This window comes from Rhodococcus sp. B50 (genome assembly GCF_013602415.1).
GTDB lineage: Bacteria > Actinomycetota > Actinomycetes > Mycobacteriales > Mycobacteriaceae > Rhodococcus.
Genome location: NZ_WPAG02000002.1, coordinates 5,162,043 through 5,175,824 on the forward strand (window position 1 = coordinate 5,162,043; position 13,782 = coordinate 5,175,824).

Sequence of the window (13,782 nt, forward strand, 5' to 3'; positions counted from 1 at the left end):
TCTCTTCGGGGGCGGGACCTTCGTCATGTCGGCTTCGGCGCGAGCATCTCGCGGTGGGCCGGGGTGCCGTCGAGGTTGGCGTTGACGCGTTCGGCGATGCGCCATCCCTCCGGGGTACGCACCCAGCGCCAGGTGTTGGCGGACACCCGGGCGACCCGGAAGAGGTCGGTCTCGGCGTCCCATCGGATGTTGAGCGCGTAGCTCCTGCCGGTGGCCTCGTCGCCGTCGATCTCGATGTGGGGAACGGTGAGGACGTGCCCGCACCCGTTCTCGATCAGACTGCCGTGTCCGGGCCCGTGCACCATCTCGGCGATCTCGGCCCGGCCCTTCATCCGGCGTTGCGGGACGGCGTCGAAGCGGCCGTCCTCGGTCCACAATGCGGCGGCAGCGTCGCCGGAACCGCTGTCGACGGCCGGCCCGTACTGTGCGACGAGCTGCATGATCTCGATCCGGTCCTCGAGCCGGCGGACGCGTTCCGTCAGCTGCTCGACGGTCGCAGCGAGTCGTTCGACGTCGTTCACGGCATCTCCTGACGTTCGGAAAAATCATTCTCGTGCAGGAGAATGCCATATCGGGAGGTGTCGTGCCGAGGGCTTCGAGCGGCCCGCGTCAGCGCGGGATGTGGAAGTCCACGAGTTCGGCCGCGCCACGTGACAGGTCGGCCCACGGTCCGCTCACGGTGAGCACCGCGATCGCGGAGGTGGGGAACTTCTCGGTGACCTGATGCGCGGCGTCGGTGCTGTGATCGGTGATGAGCCCGAGGACGGTGGCGGACAGCGTCGGCTCGTGCCCGACGACCAGCAGGGTCTGCACGTCGTCGGGCACGCCCCGGATCTCCGCGACCAGGCCCTCCGGATCGGCGTGATACAAGCTGTCGCGGTACTCCACGGGTGCCTCGACCGCGGCTTCGGTCAGTGTCTTGCGTGTCCGGGTCGCCGTGGAACACAGGACGGCGTCGACCTCGGGCAGGTTCGCCCGGATCCAGCGACCGGCGAGTCCGGCCTCGCGGCGTCCGCGAGGGGAGAGGGGACGCTCGTGATCTTCCACGTCGTCCGGGTACGCGGACTTGCCGTGGCGCAGCAAGATCAGGGTACGGGTCATGGGGTCCACCGTAGAGCGTCCGGATTCCGGGCGATCCACGCGACTGCACGAGTGTGATCTTCGACGGTGAACCACACCGTCAGGCCGTCCTCCCGCAGGCTGGTTCGCAGCGTGAGGGTCTCACCGGCGGCGATGGGGCGCAGGTGCTCGATCACCGCGCGGTACGGCGCTTCCGGGATGTCGGGTCGCAGCGGCAGGACCTCTTCGACGCAGTGCCAGTAGACCGCGTTGTTGACGTGCCCGAACGGATCGAGATCGGTGGCGCGCAAGGGGAAATCACGTTCGTCGTCCACCTCGTCGGGTGCGCGGTCGGGCAACCACGCCTTCCACTTCAGACGTGTGTCCTGCGCGTAGCGGGACATGTGCTCGAACAGGCCGTCGCTGATGCGGGTGGGGGCGCCGGTGGTGGGGCCGATGTCGATCCAGAACGCCGCGGTCTCGATCAGTGGACCGTCGGGTGCGTCGTCGGGATCGTCGAGTCGGACCCGCACGTTCGCCCAGCGTGTCGACAGGGCGTCGCACCAGCGCCGCAGTCGGAGCGTCCGGCCGTACTCGGCGGGGCGGTGTACGTCGACGACCGTGCGCCGGACGATCCACAGGGGATCGGTGTCGGCCGCCCCCACTGCGGCGAGATTGTCTGTGCCGATGTCCTGGAGATAGCGGGCGACGCCGTCGAGTCGTAGGCGTCTGCCGGTGTCGACATCGCCGGTGCGGACGGTGCGCGCGGTCGAGTAGGGGTTCGCCCCGTCGGGTAGTGCCGTCAACGGTCGTGTCAGCGGTCGATCGGTCGTCGGCGTGGACATGTGTTCTGATCCCCCGGGTCGGATGTCGATCGTGCGATTCTCGCAGCATCCGTGCGTGGTCGCAGGTTCTCTTGCGAACCGGGGGAGGCTGCGGCTACAGTCGTATTAACTGTTACGGACCGTTACATGAACTTCGCGGACGCTCCGCCCGGCTGGCGAGGACCCTTCCATGGCCTACGTGATCACCCAGACCTGCTGCAACGACGCGAGCTGCGTCGCGGTCTGCCCCGTGAACTGCATCCATCCCTCGCCGGACGAGCCGGAATTCGCCACCGCCGAGATGCTGCACATCGACCCGAAGACCTGCATCGACTGCGGCGCGTGCGCCGACGCGTGCCCGGTCCAGGCGATCCTGCCCGACGACAAGCTCGGCCCCTCCCAGACGCGGTTCGCCGAGATCAACGCGGCCTGGTACGAGAACCACCCCATGCCGGAGGGATGGCAGCCGCTCGTGCCCACTCCGGCGCCCCCGCGCGACCGCGGCACGTTGCGGGTCGCGATCGTCGGCGCCGGTCCCGCGGCCTGCTACGCCGCCCAGGAACTCCTCGAGCGGTCCGACGTCGAGGTCGAGATGTTCGATCGGCTCCCCACCCCGTTCGGTCTCGTGCGCGCCGGCGTCGCCCCCGACCACCCGGGGACCAAGGCTGTCACGGAATCGTTCGAATGGTCGTTCCGGCGCGAGGAGTTCGCCCTGCACCTCGACACCGAGATCGGTCGCGACATCACCCACGTGGAGCTGCTCGACCACCATCACGCGGTGATCTATGCGACCGGGGCATCGTCCGACCGCCGACTCGGGATCGAGGGCGAGGACCTCCCCGGCAGCCACGCCGCCACCGAGTTCGTCGCGTGGTACAACGGGCACCCCGACCACGCCGGTCGCGCTTTCGACCTCTCCGGCGACCGGGCCGTCATCGTCGGGAACGGCAACGTGGCCCTCGACGTCGCGCGAATCCTCACGATGGATGTCGACGAGCTCGCGCGCACCGACATCGCCGATCACGCGCTGAAGGCGCTGCGGGAAAGCAACATCCGTGAAGTCGTCCTGCTGGGTCGGCGCGGACCGGCCCAGGCCGCGTACAGCAACCCCGAGTTCCTCGCCCTCGGCGATCTCACGGGCGTCGACGTCGTCGTGGACGAAGCGGACCTCGAACTCGATCCGGTGAGTGCCCGGGCCGTGGAGGAGGATCCGGCGACCGCGTTGCGCGTGCGGCTCGCCCGCGAGTACGCCGGACGCCCCGTCCGTCCGGGCCACCGCCGCATCGTCTTCCGGTATCTCGCCGCGCCGAGCGAACTGCTCGGCGACGACCACGTGACCGGCGTGCGGGTCGAACGCACCGAACTCGTCGACGACGGTGGGCGCCTCGCCGCCCGCCCCACCGGCCGCTTCGAGGATCTGCCCGCCACGCTCGTGCTCCGCTCGATCGGCTATCGCGGTGTCCCCGTCCCGGGCGTGCCCTTCGACGATGCCCGCGGCGTCGTCCCCAACACCGGAGGTCGCGTCGACAGCGGCGTCTATGTCACCGGGTGGGCCAAGCGTGGACCGAGCGGCGTCATCGGCACCAACAAGGGGTGCGCGAAGGAGACCGTCGCGGCGCTGCTGGCCGACTTCGACTCCGGGACGCTCGCCGCTCCGCGCGGCGACCGCGGTGCCCTGGACAGGTTGCTCGCACAGCGCCGACCCGATCGCGTCGACCTGAACGGATGGAGGGCCATCGACGCCGCGGAGCGACGGGCCGGGCACGCACAGGGCCGACCACGCGTCAAGATCACCGACCGTGAGGCCCTCGTCGAACTCGGCCGGCGCCGTCGTCGCCTTCCGCTGCTCGCGTCCCTGCGCCGGTAGCGAACGTCGCGGGTGACGCAGGTCGCGGCCTGTGCGGACGTTCGTCGTTAGGCTCGGGAAAACAGTTCTCGACCCGAACGGACATGTGCATGAGCAGCGATTCCCTCGACCGCACGGCGCTGACCCGCCGCACACTCATCGGAGGAGCGGGCGCGGTGGCGGCCGGCGTGGCACTGACCGCCTGCGGATCGTCCGGTGACGCCGGTGAGGATCGACCGGCAGCGCCGGCGCCCACCACGACCGCCCCTCCCGGCCCCGACGCGGAGATCGTCGCCGCCGTCGCGGACGTACCGGTCGGCGGCGGTGTCCTGCTCGAATCGAAGAGACTCGTCGTCACCCAACCCGCGGAGGGCGACTTCCGCGCGTTCATCGCGATCTGCAGCCACCAGGGATGCAATCTCAGCGGCGTCGACGGCGAGCGCATCATCTGCCCGTGCCACGGCAGCCGATACGACCTCGACGGTGTGCCGATCGAGGGACCGGCGAAGCGGCCGCTGAAGTCCCGTCCCGTGGCGGCGCGCGGGTCGGATCTCGTCGTGGGCTGATCGGTCCGGGATAGAGTCCGCTCCGTGGAGATCCGCGGAGGCCGGCGCGCGAAGGCGCTGCATGGTTGGCGCCCGAAGGCGCTGCGCGACGGCACCGACCCCGACCCTCGCTTCACGCTGGCCAACGAACGTACCTTCCTGGCGTGGGTGCGCACGGCGCTGGGCGTCATCGCCGCGGCCGTCGCATTGGAGACCTTCGCGGGCGACATCGTCTCGGAGGGGCTCCGCACGGTGCTGGCGTGCGCACTGCTCGGGTTCGCCGCCGTGCTCATGGTGTTCGCGCTGATCCGCTGGCACCGCGTCGAGCACGCGATGCGCACGGGGCGTGCTCTGCCGGTGCCGTGGGTGGCATATCTGCTGGCGGTGGCCCTCGGGTTCGCCGGTGTCGTGCTCGCCGTCGCGATCGCCTGGTGAGAAGGACCGTGCGGTGAGTCCGGAGGATCTGCGGCACGGCGACGCAGGGCTGCAGCCCGAACGGACGAGCCTGGCGTGGCTGCGTACCGGTTCGGTGCTCGGCGCGGTGGTGCTCGGATTCATGCGATTCGTTCCCGGCCCGGGTGCGGTCGTCGCGACGATCGGCCTGGTCTGCCTCGTGCCCGTACTCGCGGTGCTGCTCGCGTCCAGGACCGGTCACCGTGCGCGCGTGCGCGGGTTGATCGCAGGTCGCGCGCCCTACTTCTGGTGGCGCAATGTCGCAGTCACCGTCACGGTCGTGGTGCTCGCGATCTCGTCGGCGGTGCTGATCCTCCTCGCCCCTTGATCCTCGACGCCCCTGATCCTCAACGTCCACTGAGCGACCACACACCGGCCAGCGCGATCGTCGCGACCCAGAGGGTTGCCGCCGCCGCGAGGGCGATCGGGCGCCACCCCACGCCGCGGAGCACCTCCCGGCGAACCCCGGCGCCCAGGGCGAACATCGCGACCGTCAGCAGAGCACTCTGGACCGTCCGCGCCGCGTCCACGACGACCGGGTCCAGCAGTCCGGTCGAGCGCAGCGCGACGCAGGTGAGGAATCCCAGCAGGAAGATCGGCACGATCGGGGGAGTACGTTCGTCGCGGCGTCCCTCACCGCGGCGGCGGGCGACGACCCCGACGACCGCCACGACCGGAGCCAGCAGTGCCACCCGAGCGAGCTTGACCGTCACCGCCGCGGCGAGCACCCCACCGGCAGTCGCCTCCAGTGCGGTGCCCTCCAGTGCGGTGCCGGTCGCGACCACCTGGGCGACCTCGTGGATTGCCGCGCCCGCCCACAGTCCGGCCGCCTCGGGAGTGAGTCCGAGCATCCCGGCGGCGAGTGGAACGAGCGGGATCATCGCGGTGCCGAACACGACCACCAGCGCGACGGTGGTCACGAGTTCGCGCTTGCGTGAATCGATCACGCCGTCGACGGCAGCCGCGGCCGCAGCACCGCAGATCGAGAAGCCGCACGCGATGAGCAGGCGCTGAGTCCAGCCCACACCGAGCCAGGCGCCGAAGGCGAGCGAGCCACCGATTCCCGCGACGACCACGGCCGCCGCAACGAGTGCCGTGCCCCACCCGAGGCCGACGAGATCGGAGACCGCGAGCTGCAACCCGAGGAGTGCGACCCCCACTCGGAGCAGGTGCTTCGACGCCGCGCCCAGGCCCGGCGCGAGCGCACCGACTACCGGTGCCGGAAGGCCCGCATTCGCCATCACCACGCCCAGGACGATCGCGACGAGCAGTGGACTCGCACCCGGGATCAGGTGTGCTGCCGCGAGAGCGAGGACGGCGCCCGCGGCGGCCACCAGGAGGCCCGGGAGGACGGTCGGCCGGGAGGAGGGCGCGTGGACGGTGAGCATGCCTCGACTCTTCCGCCTGCTGCGGTGTCCGCACCAGTGGTCGATCGAGCATGAGGTCATATCGATCCGATATGAGAAGAAGAAAAGACATATCGTTCGGGCATGACCAACTGGCCGGATCTCGTCGCTCTGGAACTGCTCGTCGGGGTCGACGATCGGGGCGGGCTCGGCGCCGCCGCCCGCGCCGCGGGTCTCGCACAGCCCAACGCCACCCGCATACTGCGGCGGCTCGAGCGGCAACTCGGGGCGGTCCTCGTGCGGCGGGGCCGGACCGGCTCGGTGCTCACCCCCGAGGGCACGGTCGTCGCGCACTGGGCGCGGGCGGTCCTGGCCGATGCGGAACGTCTGCTCGACGCCGCTGCGGCACTGCGCGACGAACGGCAGCCCGAACTGGTCGTGGCGGCATCCATGACGGTCGCCGAATACCTCATCCCACGATGGCTCGGTGCCTTCCGCACGATTCGCGACGACGTCCAGATCCAGTTGCAGGTCCACAACTCGATGCGGGTGTGCGATGTCGTGGCCGAGGGCAGGTGTGACGTCGGTTTCGTCGAAGGACCGACCGTCCCGGACGGACTGCACCGTGTCGCGGTGGCACGCGACCGCCTCGTCGTGGTCGTCCCGTCGGAACATCCCTGGGCGCGGCGCCGGCGCCCGCTCACGGTGTCCGAACTCGCGGCGACACCACTGGTCGTCCGTGAGGAGGGGTCCGGAACGCGCCGCACCCTCGATCTCGCGTTGCAGGAGTACGACCGAGCCGCGCCGCTGCTCGAGCTCGGGAGTGGCGCAGCGGTGCGCACCAGTGTGCTCGGCGGTACCGGCCCTGCCGTGCTCAGCACCCTCGCGGTAGAGGAGTATCTGGACTCCGGTCGCCTGGTCGCGGTCGCGGTGGACGGACTCGACCTGCAGCGGGTGCTGCGCGCGGTCTGGCGGCCGCCGCGCGCCCTGCCCGGTCCGGCGGGGGAATTGGTCCGCATGATCACGCGCCTTCGCTGACCATGCGTACCTGCCGGCCCCAGGTCACGTTCGCGAGTTGCGCAGCGCGCCGATGCCGGCGATCACCACGAGAGCGATGCCCACGAGGGTGAGAGGTTCGACGAGCTGTCCGAGTACCACGACACCCGCCAGCGCCGCGGCGGCGGGTTCGAGTGCAATGAGGATCGCGAACACCTTCTTCGGCAGGTCGCGCAGTGCGCGGATCTCGAGGGTGTACGGGATCGCCGACGACAGCAGCGCCACAGCGAGACCCGCGAGTGCGAGATCGGGGCGGAGAAGTTGCGTGCCGGCCGTCGCCACGCCGAAGGGCAGGACGACGACGGCGGCGATCGCCGTGGCCCCGGCCAGTCCGGCCGATCCGGGCAGGGTCGTCGCCACACGGGAGCCGGCCACGATGTACCAGGCCCAACCGGATGCCGCGACCAGCGCGAAGGCGACCCCGACCGGATCGAGCCCGGTGGACAGCCCGGCGCCGTCACCGACGCCGAGCAGGACCACCCCGGCCAGGGCGAGCACCACCCACAATGCGTCCCGGACGCGTCGGGACAGGAGTGCGGCCAGTCCGAGTGGGCCGAGGAACTCGATGGTGACGGTCGCGGCGAGGGGCAGGCGCGTCAACGCCTCGTAGAACGCCGTGTTCATGAGCGCGAGACTCGCGCCCAGTGTCACCACCGCCCGCCACTGCTCCGGCGTCCACGTCCGTAGCCGCGGGTGGGTGATCACGCAGAGGATGACGGCTGCGAAGAACAGGCGCAGGGTCACGGTGCCGAGGGCGCCTGCCCGATCGAACAGGCTCACGGCGAACGCTGCCCCGAACTGCATCGACAGCACCGCGGTGAGGACCGCGACGACAGGCACGACGGTGTGCGCGCGGTGGTCGTCGGCCATCCCGTCAGTCTGTCCGACGCGTGCGAGGAGCGCGCCGGTCCCAAAAACAATCACGAGTGCTTGATTTTGGAGGAAGGACGTGTGACGCTTGCCTCATGTCCGATCTGCACACGGTGCTCGACGACCTCCGCGCGGAGGGTGACGATCTCGACGCCCTCGTCGCGACTCTGCCCGCGGAGGGCTGGACACTGCCTACGCCCGCGGCCGGGTGGACCATCGCCCACCAGATCGGCCACCTGCTGTGGACCGACCGGGCGGCGCTCACCGCCGTCCGAGACCCGGACGCCTTCGTGACGATGGTCGAAGCGGCGTTCGGCGACCCGTTGGGGTTCGTCGACGTGGGTGCCGAGGAGCAGTCCGGCCGGCCGGCGGCGGAGCTGCTCGCCGACTGGCGCGACACCCGCCGCGAACTCGCGGACGCCCTCGCCGAGGTGCCGCGCGGAACGAAGATCCTGTGGTTCGGCCCCCCGATGTCGCCGGCGTCGATGGCGACGGCGCGACTGATGGAGACCTGGGCGCACGGGGGAGACGTCGCCGACGCCCTCGGTGTCACACGCACTCCCACCGCGCGGCTGAAGAACATCGCGCACCTGGGTGTGCGGACGCGCGACTTCGCGTACGTCATCCGAGACCGGACGCCACCGGCCGAACCGTTCCGCGTGGTGCTCACCGCCCCGGACGGCAACAGCTGGGAATGGGGACCGGACGACGCGACGCAGTCGGTCACCGGCCCGGCCCTCGACTTCTGCCTGCTCGTCACCCAGCGCGTCCACCGGGACGACACCGCTCTCGTCGCCGACGGCCCGGACGCCGAGGAGTGGCTCGGCCTCGCGCAGGCCTTCGCCGGCGCCCCCGGGCCCGGGCGCGCACCCACCTCGTCGACCTCCTGAGGCAGACGCATAAGTCCGAAATATCTTCGGAGACAACGTGATTACGGAGACATCGTGAGCATGTGGACCACCCCCGAGCGACTCGCCCTGCGCGAAACCGTCACCGGTTTCGTGAGGCGCGAGATCCTGCCGCACCTCGACGACTGGGAGCGCGCCGGCGAACTGCCTCGCGGGCTGCACGTCGAGGCTGCGAAGATCGGCCTGCTCGGTGCCGGCTTCCCCGAGGAAGTCGGCGGTTCCGGTGGCGACGGCGCCGACACGTTGACCGTCTGCGAGGCCTTCCACGAAGCGGGTGCGTCGGGCGGTGCGTTCGCGTCGCTGTTCACGTGCGGTATCGCGCTACCGCACCTCATCGCGGCGGGCGACTCCGAGCAGATCGACAGGTGGGTACGGCCCACCCTCGCAGGAGAACTCGTCGGGTCCCTCGCGATCACCGAACCGGGCGGCGGTTCGGACGTCGGCCATCTGACGACCACCGCGGTGCGCGACGGTGATCATTACGTCGTCAACGGGGCCAAGACCTACATCACCTCCGGGTGCCGAGCCGATTTCGTGGTCACCGCGGTCCGTACCGGCGGCCCCGGCGCCGGGGGAGTCTCGCTCCTTGTGATCGAGAAGGACACACCGGGTTTCACCGTCTCGCGCAAGCTCGACAAGATGGGCTGGCGCGCCTCGGACACCGCCGAGTTGTCGTTCGCCGACGTCCGCGTCCCGGCCGCGAACCTGGTGGGCGCGGAGAACACCGGATTCTGGCAGATCGCACAGGGTTTCGTATCGGAACGGATTGCTCTCGCCGCACAGGCCTATTCGGGTGCGCAGCGGAGCCTGGACCTGACGGTCGAGTGGTGCCGCGACCGCGAGACCTTCGGGCGGCCGCTGATCACCCGACAGGCCGTACAGCGCACGCTGTCCGAGATGGCGCGTCGCGTCGACGTCGCGCGCGTCTACACCCGCCACGTCACCGAACGGGCCGTGGCAGGTGAGACCGACCTGATCGCCGAGGTGTGCTTCGCCAAGAACACCGCGGTCGAGGCCGGCGAGTGGGTTGCCCACCAGGCCGTGCAGCTGTTCGGCGGCCTCGGGTACATGGCCGAGTCCGAAGTCGAACGGCAGTACCGCGACATGCGCATCCTCGGCATCGGTGGCGGTACCACCGAGATCCTCACCGAACTCGCCGCCAAGCGGCTGGGTTACGGGGCCTGAACCACCTGTTCCACACGCGCCCGACCACACGGCCGCGTGTCCCGACACGACCGGAAGGCATTCCCTTGAGCATCATCGAGACCGACGAGCAGAAGGAACTACGCGCTGCGGTGGCGGCTCTGGCCGAACGCTACAACTACGTCGACTACGTGCTCCCCAAGTCGCGCGACCACCAGCCGCTCACCGAATTGTGGGCGGAGGCATCCAAGCTCGGCTTCCTCGGTGTGAACCTTCCGGAGGAGTACGGCGGCGGCGGCGCCGGCATCTACGAGCTCGCGCTGGTGCAGGAGGAACTGTCCGCCAAGGGGGCGGGGCTGCTGCTCGTCGTGGTCTCGCCGGCCATCTGCGGCACGATCATCTCCAAGTACGGCACCGACGCCCAGAAGCAGGAGTGGCTGCCCGGACTCGCCGACGGCTCACGCATCATGGCGTTCGGTATCACCGAGGCCGACGCCGGATCCAACTCGCACAACATCACCACGATCGCGCGTCGCGACGGTGACGACTGGATCCTCTCCGGCAGCAAGGTGTACATCTCCGGTGTCGACCAGGCCGACGCCGTGCTCGTGGTCTCCCGTACCGAGGACGCGAAGACCGGCAAGCTCCGTCCGGCCCTGTTCATCGTGCCCACCGATGCTCCGGGCTTCACGAGGACACCGATGGAGATGGACATCCTCGAACCGGACTATCAGTTCTCCCTCTTCTTCGACGACGTTCGGCTTCCCGCCGACGCGCTGGTCGGAGAGCCCGAGGCCGCACTCATGCAGCTGTTCGCCGGCCTGAATCCCGAGCGGATCATGGGCGCGGCGATGGCGGTGGGCATGGGCCGGTACGCCCTCGACGCCGCGGTGCGCTACGCGAACGAGCGCACCGTCTGGAAGCAGCCCATCGGTGCGCACCAGGGCATCGCCCACCCCTTGGCGCAACGCAAGATCGAGCTCGAACTCGCCAAGCTCATGATGCAGAAGGCCGCCGTCCTCTACGACAACGGTGACGACTTCGGGGCCGCCGAGGCCGCGAACATGGCCAAGTACGCCGCGGGCGAGGCCGCGATCGCCGCGCTGGACCAAGCGATCCAGACCCACGGGGGTGCGGGACTGACCCGGGAGTACGGACTCGCGGCGATGCTCGGCGCCGCGCGCATCGCTCGCGTGGCGCCGGTCAGTCGGGAGATGATCCTCAACTTCGTGGCCCAACACTCGTTGGGTCTGCCGAAGTCGTACTAGGCGGACTTCGAAGGGAAGAGGCGGTCTGCTTCGTCCGGCGGGAGCAGCGTCTGCAGCAGGTAGCCGAGCGACCACCGCAACGAGCTCACGTCCTGCAGAGGCACGGTCTGCTGGTAGCCGACGAGCGTGTACAGGGCCAGCCGCGCGAATCGCTCCGCCTCTTCCCTCGAATCGACGTACGGGCCCACCGCTTCGGCCACCACCGCGTACCGCAGGTCGTCGACCTTGCTCTGCACCTCGTGGACGCCGGAGTCGCTGTGCGACCAACCGCGGATGGCGGACTCGGCGGAGTGGGGGAGGCTGCACGCGAATTCGACGAGCAACCGCAGTCGTCGGGGCAGAGACCCCTCGAGACGCGCCGCCGCGGCGAGCTGGAGTGTCTGGCTCTCGAGCCAGTGCTGCAGGAATTCGGTCTTGAACTGCGCCCAGCTCTCGAAATAGTTGTAGAACGAGCCGGTCGTCACTTCGAGATGACTGCACAACCGTGCCTGCTTGAGTCCGGCATGGTCGTTGGTGGCCAGAATGGCCAGCGCGGCGTCGAAGTAGTCCTCACGCCTGACGATGGTCGCCACGTGGTGCTCCCCTTTCGCCCCGACCTGTTATACGAGTGTACGGATGATGAGCTTTGCGTACTGTTCCGGGGTCGCGCGAATATCCGCTCGGCGGAGGATCGGTCATGGCAGGACAGGCAGGCGAGGAGGCCCGATGACGCGAGAACCGAAGCAGGACCGCAGCCGCGCCACGCGGCGGCGACTGCTCGAAGCAACGATCGACTGTCTCGCCGAATCGGGTTGGGTCGCAACCACAGTGGGTGTGGTCGCCGAACGGGCGGGGGTGTCGCGCGGGGCCGCCCAGCACCACTTCCCGACCCGGGAGGATCTCATCACCGCATCGCTCGAGTTCATGTTCGACAGCCGCATCGAACGGGTCCGCACAGAGCCGTTCGGCGTGCCCGAGGGCGTCGGCCACACGGAAGCGGTGGTCGAGCGCATCGTCGACCAGTGCACCGGAAACATGTTCAAGGCGGCCCTGCAGGTGTGGACGGCCGCGGCGGCCGACCCGGCGTTGCGCGAAATGCTCCTGCCGCTCGAGGAGAAGTTCGGGCGCGTCTCGCACGCGGTGGCCGTCGAGCAGCTCGCGGCCGACGACACCGACCCGGTCGTGCACCGGATGGTGCAGGCGACACTGGATCTCGCGCGCGGCCTGGGCCTGGCCGATGTGTTGACCGACGACTCGGCCCGCCGACGCGAGATCGTCCGGCATTGGGCTGCGCAGCTCGACGAGGTGCTGCGGGAGTCCTCGAGTCGTCGCACGCAGGAGCGCCCGGCTCGGTAGTCTTCCCGCCATGCCTCTCCCGCGCATCGGAAGGACGGCGACTGCCGTGGCGACAGCCGGTCTCATCGGTCTCGGGGCCGTTGCGTGCGGGAACTCCGACGACGCGGGGCAGGCCGAGGCCTCGCCGACCGCGTCCGTGACCGACCCCGGTCCGTTGTTCGACGAGTGCGGTGCGATGTCCGACGACGAGGTGGCAGCGGCCTTCGGCCTCGGAACGTTCACGACGGTGACGCGCAACTCGGTGGGCTGTGAATGGGAGGTCTACGTCGGTGGCCCCAGCGTGAGTTTCTCGTGGTACCGGGGAAGTCCCATCGGACGCGAACGTGCCGGATCCGATCTCATCGGCCGGCCCGCGGCCGATGTCGAGATCGGGGGACGGGCCGGGTTCCTGGGGTCGTATCAGAACGAGCTGGGGCAGACCACGCTGTGCGAGATCGGTGTGGAATTCGGTGGCGATTTCGTCCACTGGTCGGTGTCGTATTCGAACCTCACACCCGTCGCCGACGCCTGCGTGGTCGCTCGCGGCCTCGCGACCACGAGCGTGGAAAGGGTGCAGAAGTGATCGCGGGACGCGCACGCCGGTGGGGCGCCGCGCTCACGGCGGCTCTCGCCGCCGGAGCCTTGCTCACCGGTTGCACGCGCACCGTCGAAGGACGAGCCGTCCCGGAAGGGATCGGCGGCGGCACGGGTGCCGAGTTCACCCGGCTGCTCACCGAGTGCGACGCGGTCGCCGACGACAAGATCGCCGAAGCTGTGGGAGCGGATTACGTCCTGCGAGGATTCTTCGGCGCGATCTGCCGGTGGGACGGCGAAGGGCCCACCGGAGTTGTGAAGATCACCTTCAACTGGTTCGAGACCGGTTCGCTCGATCACGAACGTGCCGCCGCCGAGGGGCTCGGATACGAGATCGAGAACACGACCATCGAGGGTCGGCGGGCCCTGCAGATGCGCCGGCCCGGCGATCCGCTGTCGTGCGGGGTCAGTTCCGGGGCGTCGACGACCGGCATCTTCGGCTGGTGGGTGCAGTACACCTCCGGAGGAGCGGACCCCTGCGAAGCTGCTGCTACGTTGGCTCGGCTCACACTGAACCTCAGCAGTTGACGGTGTGTGCGGATCCTCGGGAGGGTGT

General features: G+C 69.7%; 17 protein-coding genes. 11 read left to right on the forward strand and 6 right to left on the reverse strand.

From position 1 onward, the window contains the following. Positions 1–23 precede the first annotated feature (23 nt). The 3 genes from GON09_RS24105 to GON09_RS24115 all read right to left on the reverse strand — a co-directional run bounded on the left by GON09_RS24105 (position 24) and on the right by GON09_RS24115 (position 1,904). Entirely contained in the window at positions 24–521 is a 498-nt protein-coding gene (locus GON09_RS24105) for a nuclear transport factor 2 family protein (RefSeq protein ID WP_213934111.1), read from the reverse strand. 88 nt (positions 522–609) lie between these two features. Beyond that, positions 610–1,101, reverse strand: coding sequence for a SixA phosphatase family protein (locus tag GON09_RS24110; RefSeq protein ID WP_213934113.1), 492 nt, complete (start codon positions 1,099–1,101; stop codon positions 610–612). Then, positions 1,098–1,904, reverse strand: a complete 807-nt coding sequence (locus GON09_RS24115; protein ID WP_213934114.1) for an acyl-[acyl-carrier-protein] thioesterase — start codon at positions 1,902–1,904, stop codon at positions 1,098–1,100. Before GON09_RS24115 ends, GON09_RS24110 begins: the two co-directional genes overlap by 4 nt. Before the next feature lie 169 nt (positions 1,905–2,073). Between GON09_RS24115 and GON09_RS24120 the strand changes: the two genes are divergently transcribed. The 4 genes from GON09_RS24120 to GON09_RS24135 all read left to right on the forward strand — a co-directional run bounded on the left by GON09_RS24120 (position 2,074) and on the right by GON09_RS24135 (position 5,055). Next, positions 2,074–3,750 (forward strand): FAD-dependent oxidoreductase, encoded by a 1,677-nt coding sequence (locus tag GON09_RS24120; RefSeq protein ID WP_213934115.1) that lies wholly within the window; start codon positions 2,074–2,076, stop codon positions 3,748–3,750. An 89-nt stretch (positions 3,751–3,839) separates the two neighbouring features. Beyond that, positions 3,840–4,295, forward strand: coding sequence for a ubiquinol-cytochrome c reductase iron-sulfur subunit (locus GON09_RS24125; protein ID WP_213934116.1), 456 nt, complete (start codon positions 3,840–3,842; stop codon positions 4,293–4,295). 24 nt (positions 4,296–4,319) lie between these two features. After that, on the forward strand, positions 4,320–4,709 hold the full coding sequence (locus GON09_RS24130) for a YidH family protein (RefSeq protein ID WP_213934117.1): 390 nt from the start codon (positions 4,320–4,322) through the stop codon (positions 4,707–4,709). 13 nt (positions 4,710–4,722) lie between these two features. Then, positions 4,723–5,055: a DUF202 domain-containing protein gene (locus GON09_RS24135; RefSeq protein WP_213934118.1), complete on the forward strand. Its 333-nt coding sequence runs from the start codon at positions 4,723–4,725 to the stop codon at positions 5,053–5,055. Positions 5,056–5,074: 19 nt separating this feature from the next. Here GON09_RS24135 and GON09_RS24140 read toward each other — a convergent pair whose 3' ends face one another. Then, entirely contained in the window at positions 5,075–6,115 is a 1,041-nt protein-coding gene (locus tag GON09_RS24140) for a YeiH family protein (protein ID WP_213934119.1), read from the reverse strand. 102 nt (positions 6,116–6,217) lie between these two features. Here GON09_RS24140 and GON09_RS24145 point away from each other — a divergent pair, with 102 nt between their 5' ends. Then, on the forward strand, positions 6,218–7,111 hold the full coding sequence (locus tag GON09_RS24145; protein WP_213934120.1) for a LysR family transcriptional regulator: 894 nt from the start codon (positions 6,218–6,220) through the stop codon (positions 7,109–7,111). A gap of 24 nt (positions 7,112–7,135) precedes the next feature. Here the strand turns inward: GON09_RS24145 and GON09_RS24150 are convergent, their stop codons facing one another. Further along, positions 7,136–7,999, reverse strand: a complete 864-nt coding sequence (locus GON09_RS24150; protein WP_213934121.1) for an EamA family transporter — start codon at positions 7,997–7,999, stop codon at positions 7,136–7,138. 95 nt (positions 8,000–8,094) lie between these two features. On the opposite strand from GON09_RS24150, the gene GON09_RS24155 reads away from it, so the two are divergent. The 3 genes from GON09_RS24155 to GON09_RS24165 all read left to right on the forward strand — a co-directional run bounded on the left by GON09_RS24155 (position 8,095) and on the right by GON09_RS24165 (position 11,318). Beyond that, complete coding sequence (locus GON09_RS24155) at positions 8,095–8,889, forward strand: TIGR03084 family metal-binding protein (protein WP_213934123.1); 795 nt, start codon at positions 8,095–8,097, stop codon at positions 8,887–8,889. A gap of 54 nt (positions 8,890–8,943) precedes the next feature. Then, positions 8,944–10,092 (forward strand): acyl-CoA dehydrogenase family protein, encoded by a 1,149-nt coding sequence (locus GON09_RS24160; protein ID WP_213934125.1) that lies wholly within the window; start codon positions 8,944–8,946, stop codon positions 10,090–10,092. Positions 10,093–10,157: 65 nt separating this feature from the next. Further along, on the forward strand, positions 10,158–11,318 hold the full coding sequence (locus GON09_RS24165) for an acyl-CoA dehydrogenase family protein (RefSeq protein ID WP_213934126.1): 1,161 nt from the start codon (positions 10,158–10,160) through the stop codon (positions 11,316–11,318). On the opposite strand, the gene GON09_RS24170 is transcribed toward GON09_RS24165, so the two are convergent. Continuing rightward, entirely contained in the window at positions 11,315–11,890 is a 576-nt protein-coding gene (locus tag GON09_RS24170) for a TetR/AcrR family transcriptional regulator (RefSeq protein WP_213934127.1), read from the reverse strand. The two genes, GON09_RS24165 and GON09_RS24170, sit on opposite strands and share 4 nt — an antisense overlap. A gap of 133 nt (positions 11,891–12,023) precedes the next feature. Here GON09_RS24170 and GON09_RS24175 point away from each other — a divergent pair, with 133 nt between their 5' ends. The 3 genes from GON09_RS24175 to GON09_RS24185 are packed head-to-tail and all read left to right on the forward strand — an operon-like array spanning position 12,024 to position 13,754. Next, entirely contained in the window at positions 12,024–12,653 is a 630-nt protein-coding gene (locus GON09_RS24175; RefSeq protein WP_213934128.1) for a TetR/AcrR family transcriptional regulator, read from the forward strand. A 10-nt stretch (positions 12,654–12,663) separates the two neighbouring features. Continuing rightward, positions 12,664–13,215, forward strand: coding sequence for a DUF3558 domain-containing protein (locus GON09_RS24180; RefSeq protein WP_244865629.1), 552 nt, complete (start codon positions 12,664–12,666; stop codon positions 13,213–13,215). After that, positions 13,212–13,754: a DUF3558 domain-containing protein gene (locus tag GON09_RS24185; protein WP_213934130.1), complete on the forward strand. Its 543-nt coding sequence runs from the start codon at positions 13,212–13,214 to the stop codon at positions 13,752–13,754. Before GON09_RS24180 ends, GON09_RS24185 begins: the two co-directional genes overlap by 4 nt. The last annotated feature ends 28 nt before the right edge of the window (positions 13,755–13,782 follow it).

What these genes read in the sequence shown, in the direction of transcription:
- GON09_RS24125 (WP_213934116.1), top strand. Translation starts at nt 3,840, where the DNA reads ATGAGCAGCGATTCCCTCGACCGCACGGCGCTGACCCGCCGCACACTC.
- GON09_RS24120 (WP_213934115.1), top strand. Translation starts at nt 2,074, where the DNA reads ATGGCCTACGTGATCACCCAGACCTGCTGCAACGACGCGAGCTGCGTC.
- GON09_RS24145 (WP_213934120.1), top strand. Translation starts at nt 6,218, where the DNA reads ATGACCAACTGGCCGGATCTCGTCGCTCTGGAACTGCTCGTCGGGGTC.
- GON09_RS24115 (WP_213934114.1), bottom strand. Translation starts at nt 1,904, where the DNA reads ATGTCCACGCCGACGACCGATCGACCGCTGACACGACCGTTGACGGCA.
- GON09_RS24150 (WP_213934121.1), bottom strand. Translation starts at nt 7,999, where the DNA reads ATGGCCGACGACCACCGCGCGCACACCGTCGTGCCTGTCGTCGCGGTC.
- GON09_RS24140 (WP_213934119.1), bottom strand. Translation starts at nt 6,115, where the DNA reads ATGCTCACCGTCCACGCGCCCTCCTCCCGGCCGACCGTCCTCCCGGGC.
- GON09_RS24155 (WP_213934123.1), top strand. Translation starts at nt 8,095, where the DNA reads ATGTCCGATCTGCACACGGTGCTCGACGACCTCCGCGCGGAGGGTGAC.
- GON09_RS24175 (WP_213934128.1), top strand. Translation starts at nt 12,024, where the DNA reads ATGACGCGAGAACCGAAGCAGGACCGCAGCCGCGCCACGCGGCGGCGA.
- GON09_RS24110 (WP_213934113.1), bottom strand. Translation starts at nt 1,101, where the DNA reads ATGACCCGTACCCTGATCTTGCTGCGCCACGGCAAGTCCGCGTACCCG.
- GON09_RS24180 (WP_244865629.1), top strand. Translation starts at nt 12,664, where the DNA reads ATGCCTCTCCCGCGCATCGGAAGGACGGCGACTGCCGTGGCGACAGCC.